The sequence below is a fragment of the Terrabacter sp. R4-6 genome, assembly GCF_057529065.1.
This window is the reverse complement of the sequence record NZ_CP197224.1, coordinates 745,810-763,315: the sequence shown is the minus strand read 5'-3', so window position 1 is coordinate 763,315 and position 17,506 is coordinate 745,810. Positions and strand designations below refer to the sequence as shown.

The following is a 17,506-nucleotide window of genomic DNA, read 5'->3' as shown; positions in this document are numbered from 1 at the left end:
GATTGACACCGCTGGGGCTTGGTAGGACGGTTGTCACGTGGCCCGACTCCTCGTACTTCCCTAGCGCGCCGACCAGCTCGAACGGTCAGCGCGCTCCCTTCCGTCCCACCGCGGGACCGAAGGGTTTTTTTGTGGCTGGAGTCAGCCCGAACCGGCATCACCACGCAGTGCTCGAGACAAGGAAGAGATCGTGAGCGACACGACGAAGCAGGCGCCCTCGCCCGCCGACGTGGCCTCCCTGGCCCGTCCCCGACCCGCGGCGGAGGCCAAGGCCGTCGAGCCCGTCGGGCCCGTCACGCCGGCCCGTGAGGTCACCGGGGCGCAGGCGCTCGTACTCTCCCTCGAGGCCATCGGCTGCGACACCGTCTTCGGCATCCCCGGCGGTGCGATCCTGCCCGCCTACGACCCCATGCTCGACTCGAAGAAGGTCCGCCACATCCTCGTGCGCCACGAGCAGGGCGCCGGCCACGCGGCCGAGGGGTATGCCTCGGCGACCGGCAAGGTCGGCGTCTGCATGGCGACCTCGGGCCCCGGCGCGACGAACCTCGTGACGCCGCTCGCCGACGCGCACATGGACTCCGTGCCCGTCGTCGCCATCACCGGTCAGGTCGCGAGCGCCGCCATCGGCACGGACGCCTTCCAGGAGGCCGACATCCGCGGCATCACGATGCCGATCACGAAGCACAACTACCTCGTCACCGACCCGGCGAAGATCCCGCAGGCCATCGCCGAGGCGTTCCACGTCGCGAGCACCGGTCGTCCGGGTCCCGTCCTCGTCGACATCAGCAAGGACGCGCTCCAGGCGACGACGACCTTCAGCTGGCCGCCGCAGATCGACCTGCCCGGCTACCGCCCCGTGCTGCGCCCGCACGGCAAGCAGATCCGCGAGGCGTCACGGCTGATGGCCGCCGCCAAGCGGCCCGTGCTCTACGTCGGCGGCGGCGTCGTGCGGGCCCGAGCGAGCGAGGCCCTGCGCCGACTCGTCGAGCTGACCGGGATCCCCGTCGTCACGACCCTCATGGCGCGGGGCACGGTGCCCGACAGCGAGCCGCTCAACCTCGGCATGCCGGGGATGCACGGCACGGTCGCCGCGGTGACGGGCCTGCAGAAGTCCGACCTGCTCATCGCGCTGGGCGCCCGCTTCGACGACCGCGTCACCGGCCAGCTCTCGACGTTCGCCCCGCACGCCAAGGTGATCCACGCCGACATCGACCCCGCCGAGATCTCCAAGAACCGCATCGCCGACGTGCCGATCGTCGGTGACGTGGGCGAGGTCATCAAGGACCTCATCGAGCAGGTCACGCTCGACCGGGCGGGCGCCGACGACGACACCGACGCCTGGGACTACGCCGACTGGCGCGAGCGGGTCGCCGACTGGAAGCGGACCTTCCCGCTCGGCTGGACCGACAGCGACGACGGCACGCTCTCGCCGCAGTACGTCATCGAGCGGATCGGTGCGCTCACCGGACCCGAGGCGACGTACGTCGCGGGTGTCGGCCAGCACCAGATGTGGGCCGCGCAGTTCGTCAAGTACGAACGCCCGAACGCGTGGATCAACTCCGGCGGGCTGGGCACCATGGGCTTCTCGGTCCCGGCGGCCATGGGTGCCAAGGTCGCCGAGCCCGAGCGCACGGTGTGGGCGATCGACGGCGACGGCTGCTTCCAGATGACCAACCAGGAGCTCGCGACCTGCGTCATCAACAACATCCCGATCAAGGTCGCGATCATCAACAACAGCTCGCTCGGCATGGTCCGGCAGTGGCAGACGCTCTTCTACAACGAGCGCTACTCCAACACCGACCTGCAGCCGATGAGCCAGCGCGTGCCCGACTTCGTCAAGCTCGCCGACGCGTACGGCTGCCTCGGCCTGCGCGCCGAGACGCCCGAGGAGGTCGACGCCGTCATCAAGCTGGCGCTCGAGATCAACGACCGACCCGTCGTCATCGACTTCATCGTGCACCGCGACGCCATGGTGTGGCCGATGGTGCCGGCGGGCGTCAGCAACGACATGATCCAGGCCGCCCGCCACGAGGCGCCGGTCTGGGAGCGGGAGGACTGAGCATGAGCAAGCACACCCTGTCGGTCCTCGTCGAGGACAAGCCCGGCGTCCTGACCCGCGTGGCGGCGCTCTTCTCCCGACGCGGCTTCAACATCAACTCCCTCGCGGTCGGCCCGACCGAGCTGCCCGACATCTCGCGCATCACCGTCGTCGTCGAGGTCGAGGGCGCGGCCCTCGAGCAGGTGACGAAGCAGCTGAACAAGCTCATCGAGGTGCTCAAGGTCGTCGAGCTCGACCCGCACGCCTCGGTGCAGCGCGAGATCCTGCTCGTCAAGCTGCGCGCGGACCCGGCGACCCGCAGCCAGGTCATCGACACGATCCAGCTCTTCAAGGCCAAGGTCGTCGACGTGACCACCGACGCGATCGTCATCGAGGCGACCGGCACCTCCGACAAGCTCCGCGCCCTGCTCGACGTGCTCGAGCCGTTCGGCATCAAGGAGCTCGTCCAGTCCGGCATGGTCGCCGTTGGGCGCGGCTCGCGCTCGATCACCGACCGCAGCCTGCGCAGCGCCTGACCCGATCCCCACCGACCGCACCACCAGACCCACTGCACACCGCAACCGAAGGAGAAGGCCACCATGGCCGAGATGTTCTACGACGACGACGCCGACCTGTCGATCATCCAGGGCAAGAAGGTCGCCGTCATCGGCTACGGCAGCCAGGGCCACGCCCACGCGCTCAACCTGCGCGACTCCGGCGTCGACGTCCGCGTCGGCCTCGCCGAGGGCAGCAAGAGCAAGGCCAAGGCCGAGGCCGAGGGTCTGACGGTCACGTCGGTCGCCGACGCGGTCAAGGAGGCCGACCTCGTCGTCATCCTCACGCCCGACCAGGTGCAGCGCACGGTCTACGCCAACGACATCCAGCCCAACCTCAAGGACGGCGCGGCGCTGCTCTTCGGCCACGGCTTCAACATCCGCTTCGGCTACATCAAGCCCGAGGCCGACGCCGACGTGCTCATGGTCGCCCCGAAGGGTCCCGGCCACATCGTGCGCCGCGAGTTCGCTGACGGCCGTGGGGTGCCCGTGCTACTCGCCGTCGAGCAGGACGCGTCCGGCACGGCGTGGGACCTCGCCAAGGCCTACGGCAAGGCCATCGGTGGCCTGCGTGCCGGCGGCATCAAGACGACGTTCACCGAGGAGACCGAGACCGACCTCTTCGGTGAGCAGGCCGTGCTCTGCGGTGGCGCGAGCCAGCTCGTCATGTACGGCTTCGAGACCCTCGTCGAGGCGGGCTACCAGCCCGAGGTCGCCTACTTCGAGTGCCTCCACGAGCTCAAGCTCATCGTCGATCTCATGATCGAGGGCGGCATCGCCAAGCAGCGCTGGTCGGTCTCCGACACCGCGGAGTACGGCGACTACGTGTCGGGTCCGCGCGTCATCGACCCGCACGTCAAGGAGAACATGAAGGCGGTGCTCGGCGACATCCAGAACGGCACCTTCGCCAAGCGCTTCATCGACGACCAGGACGCCGGTGCGCCGGAGTTCAAGCAGCTGCGCGAGCAGGGTGCCCAGCACCCCATCGAGGCCACGGGCCGCGAGCTGCGCAAGCTCATGGCGTGGGTCAAGCAGACCGACTCCGACTACGTCGAGGGCAGCGCCGCACGCTGACGCTCTCGAACGGCTTGACGGCCGGCGCCCCGTTCGTGGGGGCGTCGGCCGTTCCCGTGTCGCGACGGGTCAGCGGCCGCTGAGCCGCTGCGGCTGGAGAGCGAGCCAGTCGGCGAACGTCCGGCCGCCCGTCTGCGCGTCGCCGGGGAAGGGCACGGTCCGCCGCTCGGCGAACGCCTTCATGACCCCGCCGACCGCAGGCAGGCGCACGACCTTCGAGCGGGAGGCGCCCCGGTGCGCGCGCAGCAGGCCGGCGAGCTCGCCGACCGTGAGCACGTCGGGACCCGCGACGTCCGTCGCCCTGGCGTATGCCGTGGGGCGCGCTCCCAGCGCGAGGTCGACGAGGCGTCCGGCGACGAAGTCGGTGTCCACGGGTTGGAGGGCCATGTCGCCGATGGTCAGGGTGACCGGCCCGACGCTCAGCTTCCGGGCGAAGAACGCTGCCAGGGAATGGAACTGGGTGGCGCGCAGGACCGAGGCCGCGCCGCCTGCCGCCTCGATGCCCTGCTCCGCGCGCAGCTTGCGGCGGTAGTAGGCCAAGGGGTGCTCGTCGATGCCGACGATCGAGATGTGCACGAGGTGCACCCCGAGGTCGGCAGCCGCGTCGGCCAGTCGTCGCGTCCCGTAGACGGTGACGGTGTCGCCGCGCGACGTGTCGTCGGCGCAGTGGACGACGGCGTCGGCGCCCGCCAGAACGGCTTCGAGCCCGTCGCCGGTCGCCAGGTCCACGCCGCTCCTCCGGCTCGCCGACACCGCCTGGTGCCCGCGAGCCGTGAGCTCCCGGACGACCCGCGACCCGAGGTCCCCGGCGCCTCCCGTCACGACGATGCGCATGACCCCACCCTGACGTGCTCGCCCCCGGCGGCGCAACGCTTCGCGTCGGATCATGCTGTGGTTCTGCGCACGTTGCCGCGGAAGGCTCCCTTCTCCGTCCAGCGAGCCCGAGGTGTCGGTCGCCGCGAGCACGACGCGCAGCAGGTCGATGGTCGGGTCACGTCCTGGTGCCACCCACCCGACGAGGCGTCCGGCATACGGAATCGGTGTTCCATCAGCTGATACGTGCGCCGCCCTCCGGGCCGTGTTCACATGTTGGTTACATCTCGTGATTCCGCGCGAACGACGGCCTAGACTCGCCGACGGCACATCGCGGTGCCGCCGACGGCCCGCGCCCCCTGTCGTGCGTGAGGCCCCGCTCCGTCCGGAAGGGTTCCCCTGTGAGCAAGCCCGTTGTCCTCATCGCCGAAGAGCTGTCGCCCGCCACCATCGAGGCGCTGGGACCGGACTTCGAGGTCCGTTCGGTCGACGGGGCCAACCGCGACGCACTGCTCCCGGCGCTCGCCGACGTCGACGCGATCCTCATCCGATCGGCCACGAAGATGGACGCCGAGGCGATCGCCGCCGCGAGGCAGCTCAAGGTCATCGCCCGCGCGGGCGTCGGTCTCGACAACGTCGACGTCCAGTCGGCGACGCAGGCCGGGGTCATGGTCGTCAACGCACCGACCTCCAACATCACGTCCGCCGCCGAGCTCGCCGTGGCGCTGCTCCTCGCGACGGCCCGCAACATCGCCCCCGCCAACCAGGCCCTCAAGGCCGGCGCGTGGAAGCGCAGCAAGTACTCCGGCGTCGAGCTGCTCGACAAGACCGTCGGTGTGGTCGGCCTCGGTCGCATCGGCGCCCTCGTCGCCGAGCGCCTCAAGGGCTTCGGCATGAAGATCGTCGCCTACGACCCCTACGCCTCGCCCGCCAAGGCGGGACAGCTCGGCGCCCAGCTCGTCGGCCTCGACGAGCTGCTCGCCCAGTCCGACTTCATCACCATCCACCTGCCCAAGACGCCCGAGACGCTCGGCCTCATCGGTGAGGAGGCCCTCACGAAGGTCAAGCCGTCGGTGCGCATCGTCAACGCCGCACGCGGCGGCATCGTCGACGAGGCCGCCCTCGCGCGCGCCATCGCCGAGGGCCGCGTCGCGGGCGCCGGCATCGACGTCTTCGCCACCGAGCCGACCACCGAGTCGCCGCTCTTCGAGCACGAGTCCGTCGTCGTCACCCCGCACCTCGGCGCCTCGACCGAGGAGGCCCAGGAGAAGGCCGGCATCGCCGTCGCGAGGTCGGTGCGTCTCGCGCTCGGAGGGGAGCTCGTCCCCGACGCCGTCAACGTCAGCAGCGGCTTCATCGCCGAGGAGGTCCGTCCGGGCATCCCGCTCGTCGAGAAGCTCGGCCGGATCTTTACCGCGGTGTCCGGCAGCGTGCCGGCGCAGCTCGACGTCGACGTCCGCGGCGAGATCACGGCCCACGACGTCAACGTGTGGAAGCTCGTCGCCCTCAAGGGCCTGTTCACCGACGTCGTCGAGGACACCGTGACCTATGTCAACGCCCCGGTCCTCGCCGAGCAGCGCGGCTGCGTCGTGCGGCTCGTCACCGACCCCGATGCCGGCGACTTCCGCAACGTCACGACCTTGCGCGGCACCCTCGCCGACGGCTCGGTCGTGTCGGTCTCCGGCACGCTGACCGGCCCGAAGATGGTCGAGAAGCTCGTCGGCGTCAACGGCTACGACCTCGAGGTCCCGCTCTCGGACCACATGCTCGTCTTCGAGTACTCCGACCGTCCGGGCGTCATCGGCGCGGTCGGCCGGATCCTCGGCGACGCCGGCATCAACATCGGCGGCATGCAGGTCTCACGCCAGGACGACCGGGCCATCGGCGTGCTCAACGTCGACAGCGCCGTCCCCGCCGCGATGGCGGCCGAGCTCTCCGAGGTCATCGAGGCCAAGACCTTCTCGGTCATCGGCCTGCAGGACTGACCCGGAGCGGGTCAGCTCCGGCGGGCCGTGTCGGTCCCGACGCGCTCGTCGGGCTCGTCACCCGCGTCGCCGCGCCCGTCGTCCGCGCGCTCACCCCCCTCGTCCACGTCCTCGTCCTCGTCGTCCTTGTCGTCGGCGGTCTCGAGGTCGGCGAGCTCGGGGACGAGCTCGTGCCGCTTGCTGAAGGTGTCGACGATGGCGAGGGCGACCGCCGCGATGGGGATGCCGATGAGGGCGCCGATCGGGCCGAAGAGTGCTGCGCCGGCGATGACCGACCCGAGCGCGACGGCCGGGTGGACGTCCATGGTGCGGCGGCTGATGCGCGGCGTGAAGACGTAGTTCTCCAGCTGCTGGTAGACGGTCGCGAAGGCGGCGATCCACACGGCGTTGATCGGCTTGTCGAGGATGGCGAAGAGGGCGGGCAGCGCGACGCCGATGTACGTGCCGATCGTGGGGATGAACTGGCCGACGATGCCGGCGAAGATGCCAAGGGGCAGCCAGAACGGCACGTCGATGAACCAGAAGAACGCGACGTGGAAGACGGCCGAGAGTGACGCGAGGACGAGCTTGGAGACGACGTAGCCGCCGGTCTTCTCGACCGAGATCGTCCACACCGTGATGAAGACGCGCTGGTAGCGCTGCGGCAGCCACGAGCCGATGGTCTGGCGCAGCCGCGGGCTGTCGGCGGAGAAGTAGTACGCGAAGACGAGGATCGTCAGTGCGTCGAAGAGGAAGGTGATGACGGAGCCGAAGATCCCGATGATGCCGCCGCCGTACTTGCCGGCCAGCTCGCCGAGCTTGTCCGGGGTCAGGCTCAGGGCCGTCTGGATCTGCGCGATGTCGAACTGCGTGCCGAAGGCGGAGTTGACCCAGTCGATGGCCGACGTGATCGCCCCGGGCAGCTGCGACCCGAGCTGGGAGAGCTGCGAGACGAAGACCTGGCCGAAGAGCTCGGCGAGACCCGCGAAGAGCAGGAGCATCCCGAGCATCGTCAGGCCGGTGGCGAGACCGCGCTTCATCCCGCGCTTGCTCAGCCACAGCACCACCGGCTCCATCGCGATCGACAGCAGCCAGGCGAGCAGCAGGAGGAAGAGGAAGCTGCCCATCGCGTGGAAGGCCCACGTCGCCACCGAGAGCAGGACGACGGCGACGAACACCGTGACGATGATGCGTCTCGCGTTGCCGGGCGTGATGGCGATCCATCGCGCCTCGTTGTCGAAGGGCACCCCCGGGACGGCGTGGCTCGTGTGCCTCGCGCGCGTGGAGGTGGCCCGGTGGTCCGGGTGGTCGGCGTGGTGGCGAGCGGTGCCGGTGGAGGGGTCGGCAGGCGCGTCGGGGTGGTCGGCGCTCACGCGGCGAGCCTACGGCCCCCGGCGCGGTGAGCGGGGGATGCGCGACACGTGCCGCGGCCCGGGAGCGGACGAATGGCGGACATCGCGTCTCATCCAGTGGAAACCCCCTTTACCCATGGGTAGCCCGGCGTACCGTGAAATGCATGACGCGGCAGGTCGTACGTATTCCCAGCCGCGGCGAGTCCAGGTAGTCAGCACCTCGCCGCGGAGATCCCGCCACCCCTCTGCTGACCGGTTCGCCCACCCGGGCTGGAGCCACCTGAGACCACCCACACCGCATGCACACCCGAAAGACGTGATCACCATGAGCGAAGACGCCAAGGCCGCCCGTCAGGCCCTCCAGGAGTCGATGGACCTGCGCGACCAGGGTCACACCGAGGACTGAGCGACACCCGACGACGACCCGAACCGCGGTCCCGTTGCGCGGTCGTGACGACGGCCCCTGCCCTCCCGGGCGGGGGCCGTCCTCGTCCGCTCACTAATTGAGACGCAGATTCCACATCACAAGACGGGTTCTAGGCTGACGACATGGCACAGACGCAGGTCAAGGACGCCTACTCCATCGCCGTGATCGGTGGTGACGGCATCGGCCCCGAGGTGGTCGCGGAGGGTCTCAAGGTCCTCGACGCGGTCACCGGAGACAGCGGTCCGAAGTTCGCGACGACCGAGTACGACCTCGGCGCCCGCCGCTGGCACGCCACCGGCGAGACGCTGCCCGACTCCGTCCTCGAGGAGCTGCGCGGCCACGACGCGATCCTCCTCGGTGCCATCGGCGACCCCAGCGTCCCGAGCGGCGTCCTAGAGCGAGGCGTGCTGCTGCCGCTGCGCTTCGCGCTGGACCACTACGTCAACCTGCGCCCGGCCAAGCTCTTCCCCGGAGTCGCGAGCCCGCTCGACGTCGCGCGCGTCGCCCCCGACGGCATCGACTTCGTCGTCGTCCGCGAGGGCACCGAGGGTCCCTACACCGGCAACGGCGGCGCCCTGCGCGTCGGCACCGCGGCCGAGATCGCGACCGAGGTCAGCGTCAACACCCGCTTCGGTGTCGAGCGCGTCGTCCGCGACGCCTTCGCCCGCGCCCAGGCCCGCCCGCGACGCCACCTGACGCTCGTGCACAAGCACAACGTCCTCACGTACGCCGGCCACCTCTGGCGCCGCACCGTCGAGGAGGTCGGTGCCGAGTTCCCCGACGTCGAGACCGCCTACCAGCACGTCGACGCGGCCACGATCTTCATGGCGACCGACCCCGGGCGCTTCGACGTCATCGTCACCGACAACCTCTTCGGCGACATCCTCACCGACATCGCCGCCGCCATCGCCGGCGGCATCGGGCTCGCGGCGTCGGGCAACATCAACCCGGCCCGCACGACGCCCAGCATGTTCGAGCCCGTCCACGGCTCCGCCCCCGACATCGCCGGCCAGTCCAAGGCCGACCCGACCGCGGCGATCCTCTCGGTCGGCATGCTCCTCGCCCACCTCGGCCTCGACGCCGAGGCCGCCCGCGTCGACGCCGCCGTCGCCGCCGACCTGGCCGAGCGCGGAGACGCCGCGCGCAGCACCACGGCCGTCGGTGACGCCGTCGTCGCGCGTCTCTGACCGGGGCGCCCGCGCCGGCCGGACGGCATACGACCACCTCCCGTCGGGGAGGGGCTACTTCTGCGTCTCACGATGTGGGCGATAGCCTGACGTCGAATCACCGCTGATCGCTCTTGGAGGTTGCGCCATGTCCACGGATGCCGCGAAGGCTTCGACCCTGTCGTTCGAGGTGACGCGCCGCGACGACGCCACCCCCCCGGAGCGCATCGCCGAGATCCTCGAGAACCCCGGCTTCGGCAAGACCTTCACCGACCACATGGTCGTCGCGACGTGGACCGCCGACGCCGGCTGGGGCGGCGCGCAGGTGAAGCCCTACGGTCCCTTCCAGCTCGACCCGGCGGCGGCGGTGCTCCACTACGCCCAGGAGATCTTCGAGGGCATGAAGGCCTACCGTCACGCCGACGGCTCGATCTGGACCTTCCGCCCCGAGGCCAACGCGGCTCGCTTTGCCCGCTCGGCCCGACGGCTCGCGCTGCCGGAGCTGCCCGAGGCCGACTTCATCGAGTCCCTGCGCCAGCTCGTCGGCGTCGACCAGGCGTGGGTCCCGGCCGGCGACGCGGGGGAGAAGAGCCTCTACCTGCGTCCCTTCATGTTCGCCTCCGAGGCCTTCCTCGGCGTGCGTCCGGCGCAGCAGGTCACCTACTCCGTCATCGCCTCCCCGGCCGGCGCCTACTTCTCCGGCGGGCTCAAGCCCGTCACTCTCTGGATCTCCACCGACTACGCGCGTGCGGGCGAGGGTGGCACGGGCGCGGCCAAGTGCGGCGGCAACTACGCCAGCTCGCTCGCCGGCCAGCTCGAGGGGATCGAGCACGGCTGCGACCAGGCCGTCTTCCTCGACTCCTCGACGCACACGTACATCGAGGAGCTCGGGGGCATGAACCTCTTCCTCGTCACCAAGGACGGGCGCATCATCACGCCCGAGCTGACCGGCACGATCCTCGAGGGGGTGACGCGCAGCTCGATCCTCGAGATCGCCAAGGAGCTCGATCTCGAGCCCGAGGAGCGGCGCATCCCGATCGAGGAGTGGAAGGAGGGCGCGGCCAGCGGCGACATCGTCGAGATCTTCGCCTGCGGCACGGCTGCCGTCGTCACGCCCGTCGGCGAGCTGCGCTGGGACGGCGGCTCCGTGGACCACCGTCGTGAGGGCCACGAGGACCGCTACGCGGAGGCCATCCGCGCCACGCTGCTCGACATCCAGTACGGCCGCGCCGAGGACTCGCACGGCTGGCTGACGCGCCTCGTCTGAGACGGGGAGTGGCGCCCATGGGCGACGCGCCGTTGGCACGGCCTCGTCTCGTCGCCACCGACCTCGACGGAACGCTGCTGCGCTCCGACGGGGTGATCTCGCCGCGGACCGGCGCCGCGCTGCGCGCCGCCGAGTCCGCCGGCATCGGCGTCGTCTTCGTGACGGCCCGTCCACCCCGGTGGCTCGACCCGCTCGCCGACGCCGTCGGCGGTGACGGCACGGTCATCAGCGCCAACGGCGCCTTCGACTACGACGTGCGCACGCGGACCGTCACCGCGTCCTACCCGCTCGAACGCGCCCTGCTGCTCGAGATCGTCTCCGACCTGCGCGCTGCCGTGCCGGGGATCGGCTTCAGCGCCGAGCTGAGCGACGGCGTGCACACCGAGCCGAACTACCCCGAGCTGCACCCCCGGTGGGTGCCCGACGGCCTCGTCCCCGCACCCATCGACGACCTCCCGGCCGGGGCCGTCGTCGGCAAGCTGCTGGCCCGCACCGAGCACCTTCCCGAGGACGAGGTCATCCCGCGGGTCGCCGAGGTGCTCGGTGGCCGCGCCCTCGTGCAGCACTCGGGCACCGGGGGTCTCGCCGAGATATCGGCCCCCGGGGTCACGAAGGCGGCGGGACTCGTGCGCTGGTGCGCCCGGGCCGGCATCCGCGCCGAGGACGTGTGGGCCTTCGGGGACATGCCCAACGACGTCCCGATGCTCGAGTGGGCCGGGGTGGGGTGGGCGGTCGCCAACGCCCACCCGGACGCCCGTGCCGCCGCGACGCGCACGTGCGCGTCCAACGACGAGGACGGCGTCGCGCGCACCCTGGAGTGGGCGCTCGACCTCTGACCCCCAGTGTCGCCGGCGGCCCGCGAGGTGGTCCCGCTGTCCGAATGGTCTGTTGTGGCTCCTTTGGCCCGGTCACCGGGCAGAAAGGCGCCGGAAACCTGCCTGTCCCAGCACGGAAGAGGTCTCTCGGAGGTCTGTTCGGCTGCGATCCGCGGCGCTAGCATCGGTCCAACTTCATACCGAAGATGGGAGTGCAGGGCATGGCTCAGGCAACTGATCTCTCCGACGACGAACGCCGACTGGCGGAACTCGGCTACAAGCAGGAGCTCGACCGGTCGTGGTCGGGTTTCTCGAACTTCGCGATCTCCTTCTCCATCATCTCGATCCTGGCCGGCTGCTTCACGACGTTCGGCCAGGGCTTCAACAACGGCGGCCCGATCGCGATCTCGTGGGGCTGGCCCATCGTGGCCGCCTTCATCCTCGTCATCGGGCTGACGATGTCCGAGCTCGTGTCGGCCTACCCCACCTCGGGGGGCATCTACTGGTGGGCCAACAAGATGGGCGGCGCGCGCGCCGGCTTCTTCACCGGCTGGCTCAACCTCATCGGGCTCGTCGCCGTCACGGCCTCGGTCGCCTACGGGTGCGCGACCTTCATCGACCTGGCCCTCAGCACGTGGTCCGAGGGATATGCCGCCGGCTACTCGTTGACCCGTGTCTTCTGGATCTTCCTCGTCGTGCTCGTCGCGGCCGCCGTGCTCAACATCTTCAGCGGCCACCTCATGGCGGTCATGAACAACGTCTCCGTGTGGTGGCACGTCGTCGGTGCCGCGGTCATCATCCTCATCCTCATCGTCGTGCCCGACAACCACCAGAGCTTCAGCTACGTCTTCACCGAGCGCTTCAACAACTCCGGCTACTCCGACGGCTCGACGAGCTCGCCGACGTACTGGCTGCTCGTCGTCCCGTTCGGCCTCCTGCTGACGCAGTACACCATCACCGGGTTCGACGCCTCCGCCCACCTGTCCGAGGAGACCTCGGCGGCGTCCAAGGCTGCCGCACAAGGGATCTGGCGCTCGATCTTCTACTCCGCCATCGGCGGCTGGATCCTCCTGCTCTGCTTCCTCTTCGCCGTGCCGGACGGCGCGGACGGCAAGCCCGACAACGTCGGCGTCGGCGGTGGGGGAGTGGCCTACATCTTCACGCACGCGATGGACTCGAAGTGGGCGGCCGCCATCCTGACCATCTCGTGCATCGGCCAGTTCTTCTGCACGACCTCGTGTATGACGAGCGCCTCGCGCATGACCTTCGCCTTCAGTCGCGACGGCGCCGTGCCCGGCTCGCGGCTGTGGTCGACGCTGACCGGGGCGAAGGTGCCGGCCAACGCCGTCATGCTCGTCGGTGTCGTCAGCGCGATCATCACGCTGCCCGCGCTCGTCGAGGTCAACATCGGCACCGAGGAGGCTCCGCTCATCGTGCCGACCGCCTTCTACGCCGTCGTCTCGGTGGCCGTCATCGGCCTCTACCTGGCCTTCCTCATCCCGATCTGGCTCCGGTGGAAGATGGGCGACGCGTTCGTGCCGGGCTCGTGGACCAACGGGCCGAAGTACAAGTGGATGAACCTCGTGGCCGTCATCGAGATCGCGATCATCTCGATCTACTTCATCCTGCCGTTCGTGCCCGGCGGGGTGCCCTTCACCGACGGCTTCGAGTGGAAGTTCGTCAACTACGCGCCCATCCTCACGTTGGGCTCCCTGCTCGTGCTCGGCGTGTGGTGGCGGGTCTCGGCGCGGCACTGGTTCAAGGGACCGAAGAGCAACATCGACCCCGAGGTCGTCGACGCGTTCAGCGAGTGACCACGGAACCGCGGGCCCGGCCGGACCCCGCTCCCGGTCCGGCCGACCAGCTCGCCACCGCCCTCGCTCGGCTGTCCCACGCCGGACAGCCGAGCGAGGTCACGGAGCTTCCCGGCGGGTTGACCAACCACAACTACCGCGTCCGCACGGGCGGCCTCGACGTCGTCGTGCGCGTCTCGTCGCCGACGAGTGCGCTCCTCGCCGTCGACCACGAGCACGAGTGGCTCAACTCGATCGCGGCGGCCGAGGCGGGCGTGGGTGCCCCGGTCGTCGACTACGTGCCCGGCGCGGGCATCCTCGTCGTCGAGTTCCTCCCCGGACGCACGTATGCCCCCGCCGACGTGGCTGCCAACCTCGGCCGTGTCGCGGCGTCCCTGCGTCGGCTGCACGAGGGCCCGGAGTTCGCCTCGCGCTTCGACATGTTCGACATCCGGAGGTCGTATGCCGCCATCGTCCGTGAGCGCGCCCTGCGGGTCCCCGAGGGCTACTGGCTGCTCGAGGAGGCATCGACCCGCGTCGAGCGGGCGCTGCGGGTCCACCCCGACCCGCTCGTGCCGTGCCACAACGACCTGCTCGCCGCGAACTTCCTCGACGACGGTGGGGACGTGCGGATCATCGACTACGAGTACTCCGGCACCAACGAGGCCGCGTTCGAGCTCGGCAACCTCGTCAACGAGTCGCGGCTCGACCACGACCACCTCGTGGAGCTCGTCGAGGCCTACCACGGCCGCGTCAGCGACCGCCTGCTCGCGCGCGCCGAGCTCTGGGGGCTGGCCGGGCAGTACGCGTGGACGCTGTGGGGTGCGATCCAGCACGGCGTCTCCGACCTCGACGCCGACTTCTGGGCCTTCACGACCGAGCGCTTCGAGCCGGCTGCCGCCCTGCTGACCAGCCGGCGCCTCGGCCAGCTCGTCGACGCCGCCACCGGCGACGACCCCGGAGCGCCACGATGACCGAGATCCCCTCTCGCGCAGAGGTCGTCGTCATCGGCGGCGGGGTCATCGGCGCCAGCGTCGCCTACCACCTGGCTCATCTCGGGCGGACCGACGTGCTCCTCGTCGAGCAGGGCACCCTGTCCTGCGGCACGACGTGGCACGCCGCAGGACTCGTCGGGCAGCTGCGGGCGAGCGAGGCCGGCACCCGGCTCGTGCAGTACTCGACCGACCTCTACTCGCGCCTCGAGGCCGAGACGGGACTCGGCACCGGCTACCGGGTCTGCGGCGGCCTGACCGTGGCCCGCACCCCGGAACGCATGGTGGCGCTGCGGCGCACGGCAGCCAGCGCGGCGGCATACGACCTCGACTGCGAGCTGCTGACGCCGGAGCAGGCCCACGATCGCTACCCGCTCATTCGCATCGACGACGTCGTCGGCGCCATCTGGCTCCCCGGCGACGGCAAGGCCAACCCGACCGACCTCACGCAGGCCCTCGCCAAGGGCGCGCGGCAGCTCGGGGTGAGGGTCGCCGAGCGTGTCCGCGTCACCGACGTGCTGACGCGTGACGGGCGGGCCGCCGGGGTGCGCACCGACCACGGTGACGTCGAGGCCGACGTCGTCGTCAACTGCGCCGGGCAGTGGGCGCGAGCCGTCGGCGCGATGGCCGGGGTCAACGTCCCGCTCCACTCGGCCGAGCACTTCTACGTCGTCACCGAGCCGGTCGAGGGCGTGCACCGGGACCTCCCGGTGCTGCGCGACCCCGACGGCTGGACCTACGTCAAGGAGGAGGTGGGCGGCCTGCTCGTCGGTGGCTTCGAGCCCGAGGCCAAGCCGTGGGTGTCGCCCGACCGCATCCCGTACCCCTTCGAGTTCGCGCTCCTCGACGAGGACTGGGAGCACTTCGAGGTGCTCATGGAGAGCGCGATCCACCGTCTCCCGGTCCTGGCCGAGACGGGGATCCGCAAGTTCTACAACGGCCCCGAGAGCTTCACGCCCGACAACCAGTTCATCGTCGGCGAGGCGCCGGAGCTGCCGGGCTTCTTCGTCGGGGCCGGCTTCAACTCCGTGGGGATCGCGAGCGCGGGAGGGGCCGGCCGCGCCCTGGCCGAGTGGGTCGTCGAGGGGCGTCCGACGCTCGACCTCGTCAGCGCCGACGTCCGTCGCTTCTCGCCGCTCGCCGGCAACAACGCCTGGCTGCGCGAGCGGGTCGTCGAGGTGCTGGGCCTGCACTACGCCGTGCCGTGGCCCAACCGCGAGCCCGGCACGGGACGGCTGCAGCGGCTCTCTCCGGTGCACGACCGGCTCGTCGCGCAGGGGGCGGTGCTCGGTACCCGCAACCACTGGGAGCGCGCCAACGTCTTTGCGCCGCAAGGGCAGTCGCCCCGACTCGACTACTCGTGGGAGCGGCCGACCTGGGTCGACTGGTGCGTCGAGGAGCAGCGGGCCACGCGCGAGGCGGTCGCCGTCTTCGACCAGACCTCGTTCTCGAAGTACCTCGTCGTCGGCGCGGACGCCGAGCGGGCGCTGCAGTGGATCTGCACGGCCGACGTCGCCGTACCCGTCGGGCGCACGGTCTACACCGGCATCCTCAACGACGGTGGCACCTACGAGTCCGACGTCACCGTGACCCGGACGGGCGAGCGCGAGTTCCTCGTCGTCAGCAGCGCGGCGACGACGGTGCGCGACCTCGACTGGCTGAGGCGGCACGTGCCCGTCGGCGCCGACGCGAGCGTCGTCGACGTCACGAGCGCGTACGCCGTCCTCGGCGTCATGGGGCCGCGCTCGGCCGACCTGCTGTCCGCCCTCTCGGACGACGCCTTCGACGACGCGTCGTTCCCGTTCGGCTCGAGCCGCGAGGTGCGTCTCGGCGCGGCCGTCGTGCGAGCCACGCGGATCACGTACGTCGGCGAGCTCGGCTGGGAGCTCTACGTGCCGACCGAGCTCGCGGCCGGGGTCCACGACGAGCTCTTCCGGGTCGGTGCCGGGCTCGGGGTCCGGCCGGCCGGCTACTACGCCATCGAGGCGATGCGGCTCGAGAAGGGCTACCGCGCGTTCGGACGCGAGCTGACGACCGAGACCGGACCCGTGGCGGCCGGCCTGACCTTCGCCTGCAAGCTCGGCACGGACGTCGACTTCCTCGGCCGGAGAGCGGTCGAGGCCGCGAGGGCCGTGACCCCGCCGCGACGGGTCGTGTCGTTCGTCGTGGGGGACCCGGCGGCATACCCGTGGGGCGGTGAGCTCGTCCTCAGGGACGGGCGGCCCGTCGGGCAGGTGACGAGCGCTGCGTGGGGCGCGACCGTCGGGGCCGGCGTCGGGCTGGCGCTCGTGGGCGACCGTGAGACGGGCGAGGCCACGAGGGAGTGGGTACGCACGGGGGAGTGGGAGATCGACGTCGCGGGTCACCGCCACCTCCTGGCGGTGGGGCTCCGTGCGCCATTGGACCCGCAGGGGCTGCGACTCCGGAGAACCGGGTCCGACACGCCCTAATGGTTCCTTCTCAGACCATTGACGAGGTGGAGGTGACGGTATTGGATCGACACGTGAGTGCAGCCGTACGTCAGCCGTCCCTCCCGGACGTCGTGCTGCGCCCCGCGGCCGGGAACGTCTTCGAGGGCACCGTCGAGCAGCTCGCGACGGCGATCCGGCTGGGCGTCTTCACGCGCGGCGAGCAGCTGCCGCCCGAGCGGGAGCTCGCCGAGCGGCTCGGCGTCAGCCGCAACACGCTGCGCGAGGCGATCGCTGCCCTGCGCGACTCGGGCCTCGTGACGACCCGCCGCGGTCGCGGCGGCGGCACGTGGGTCACCGACGCTGCGGAGCTCCCCTCGAGCACGACCGGGGCGTTCGTGCGGAGCGGCGCGGCGATGCGTGACGCGCTGACCTTCCGCCGCGTCGTGGAGCCCGGCGCCGCCTGGCTCGCGGCGACCCAGCCCCTTGCCGGCGACCAGCGGGCCTGGCTCACCGACAGCCTCGCCGAGGTCGACGACGCGGTCGACGGCGCGGCGCACCGCGTCGCCGACTCGCGGCTGCACCTCGCCGTGGCCACGCTCTCCGGCTCGCCGATGCTCATCGACGCCGTGACGCGGTCGCAGGCGGCCCTGCACGACATGCTCATGGCGATCCCGGTGCTCCGGCGCAACATCGAGCACTCGAACGCCCAGCACCACCAGATCGTCGGGGCCATCCTCGGCGGGAACCCGGAACGAGCCAGGGCGGTCATGGAGGAGCACTGCGACGCGACCTCCGCACTGCTCCGTGGCCTCATCGGCTGAGACGACAGGAAGGCACGAC

Annotated in this window: 14 protein-coding genes; 12 read left to right on the top strand and 2 right to left on the bottom strand. The window is 70.8% G+C overall.

Going from position 1 to position 17,506, the window contains the following annotated elements; genetic code table 11:
• The first annotated feature begins 190 nt into the window (after nt 1-190).
• From ACSSS0_RS03600 to ilvC, 3 genes are all read left to right on the top strand, one after another.
• Complete coding sequence (locus tag ACSSS0_RS03600) at nt 191-2,059, top strand: acetolactate synthase large subunit (RefSeq protein WP_487230089.1); 1,869 nt, start codon at nt 191-193, stop codon at nt 2,057-2,059.
• Nucleotides 2,060-2,061: 2 nt separating this feature from the next.
• Complete coding sequence (gene ilvN / locus ACSSS0_RS03595; RefSeq protein ID WP_487230088.1) at nt 2,062-2,574, top strand: acetolactate synthase small subunit; 513 nt, start codon at nt 2,062-2,064, stop codon at nt 2,572-2,574.
• Between the two features lie 63 nt (nt 2,575-2,637).
• Nucleotides 2,638-3,666, top strand: a complete 1,029-nt coding sequence (ilvC, locus tag ACSSS0_RS03590; RefSeq protein ID WP_435985278.1) for a ketol-acid reductoisomerase — start codon at nt 2,638-2,640, stop codon at nt 3,664-3,666.
• Between the two features lie 69 nt (nt 3,667-3,735).
• On the opposite strand, the gene ACSSS0_RS03585 is transcribed toward ilvC, so the two are convergent.
• Nucleotides 3,736-4,500 (bottom strand): SDR family oxidoreductase, encoded by a 765-nt coding sequence (locus ACSSS0_RS03585; protein WP_487230087.1) that lies wholly within the window; start codon nt 4,498-4,500, stop codon nt 3,736-3,738.
• Nucleotides 4,501-4,880: 380 nt separating this feature from the next.
• Here ACSSS0_RS03585 and serA point away from each other — a divergent pair, with 380 nt between their 5' ends.
• Entirely contained in the window at nt 4,881-6,464 is a 1,584-nt protein-coding gene (gene serA, locus ACSSS0_RS03580) for a phosphoglycerate dehydrogenase (protein WP_435985280.1), read from the top strand.
• An 11-nt stretch (nt 6,465-6,475) separates the two neighbouring features.
• On the opposite strand, the gene ACSSS0_RS03575 is transcribed toward serA, so the two are convergent.
• Nucleotides 6,476-7,816: an AI-2E family transporter gene (locus ACSSS0_RS03575; RefSeq protein ID WP_487230086.1), complete on the bottom strand. Its 1,341-nt coding sequence runs from the start codon at nt 7,814-7,816 to the stop codon at nt 6,476-6,478.
• Between the two features lie 304 nt (nt 7,817-8,120).
• On the opposite strand from ACSSS0_RS03575, the gene ACSSS0_RS03570 reads away from it, so the two are divergent.
• The 8 genes from ACSSS0_RS03570 (at nt 8,121) to ACSSS0_RS03535 (ending at nt 17,487) form a co-directional block, all read left to right on the top strand.
• A complete protein-coding gene (locus tag ACSSS0_RS03570; RefSeq protein ID WP_081633825.1) occupies nt 8,121-8,201 on the top strand; it encodes a 3-isopropylmalate dehydrogenase in 81 nt (26 codons plus the stop codon).
• A 143-nt stretch (nt 8,202-8,344) separates the two neighbouring features.
• Nucleotides 8,345-9,409: a 3-isopropylmalate dehydrogenase gene (locus tag ACSSS0_RS03565; RefSeq protein ID WP_487230085.1), complete on the top strand. Its 1,065-nt coding sequence runs from the start codon at nt 8,345-8,347 to the stop codon at nt 9,407-9,409.
• A gap of 127 nt (nt 9,410-9,536) precedes the next feature.
• A complete protein-coding gene (locus tag ACSSS0_RS03560; RefSeq protein ID WP_487230084.1) occupies nt 9,537-10,655 on the top strand; it encodes a branched-chain amino acid aminotransferase in 1,119 nt (372 codons plus the stop codon).
• A 17-nt stretch (nt 10,656-10,672) separates the two neighbouring features.
• A complete protein-coding gene (locus ACSSS0_RS03555; RefSeq protein WP_487230083.1) occupies nt 10,673-11,491 on the top strand; it encodes an HAD hydrolase family protein in 819 nt (272 codons plus the stop codon).
• 200 nt (nt 11,492-11,691) lie between these two features.
• Nucleotides 11,692-13,284, top strand: coding sequence for an amino acid permease (locus ACSSS0_RS03550; RefSeq protein ID WP_435985285.1), 1,593 nt, complete (start codon nt 11,692-11,694; stop codon nt 13,282-13,284).
• Nucleotides 13,281-14,237, top strand: coding sequence for a phosphotransferase (locus ACSSS0_RS03545; RefSeq protein WP_487230082.1), 957 nt, complete (start codon nt 13,281-13,283; stop codon nt 14,235-14,237). The genes ACSSS0_RS03550 and ACSSS0_RS03545 overlap by 4 nt, the downstream gene beginning before the upstream one ends.
• On the top strand, nt 14,234-16,705 hold the full coding sequence (locus tag ACSSS0_RS03540; protein WP_487230081.1) for a GcvT family protein: 2,472 nt from the start codon (nt 14,234-14,236) through the stop codon (nt 16,703-16,705). The genes ACSSS0_RS03545 and ACSSS0_RS03540 overlap by 4 nt, the downstream gene beginning before the upstream one ends.
• Nucleotides 16,706-16,758: 53 nt before the next feature.
• On the top strand, nt 16,759-17,487 hold the full coding sequence (locus tag ACSSS0_RS03535; RefSeq protein ID WP_487230080.1) for a FadR/GntR family transcriptional regulator: 729 nt from the start codon (nt 16,759-16,761) through the stop codon (nt 17,485-17,487).
• The last annotated feature ends 19 nt before the right edge of the window (nt 17,488-17,506 follow it).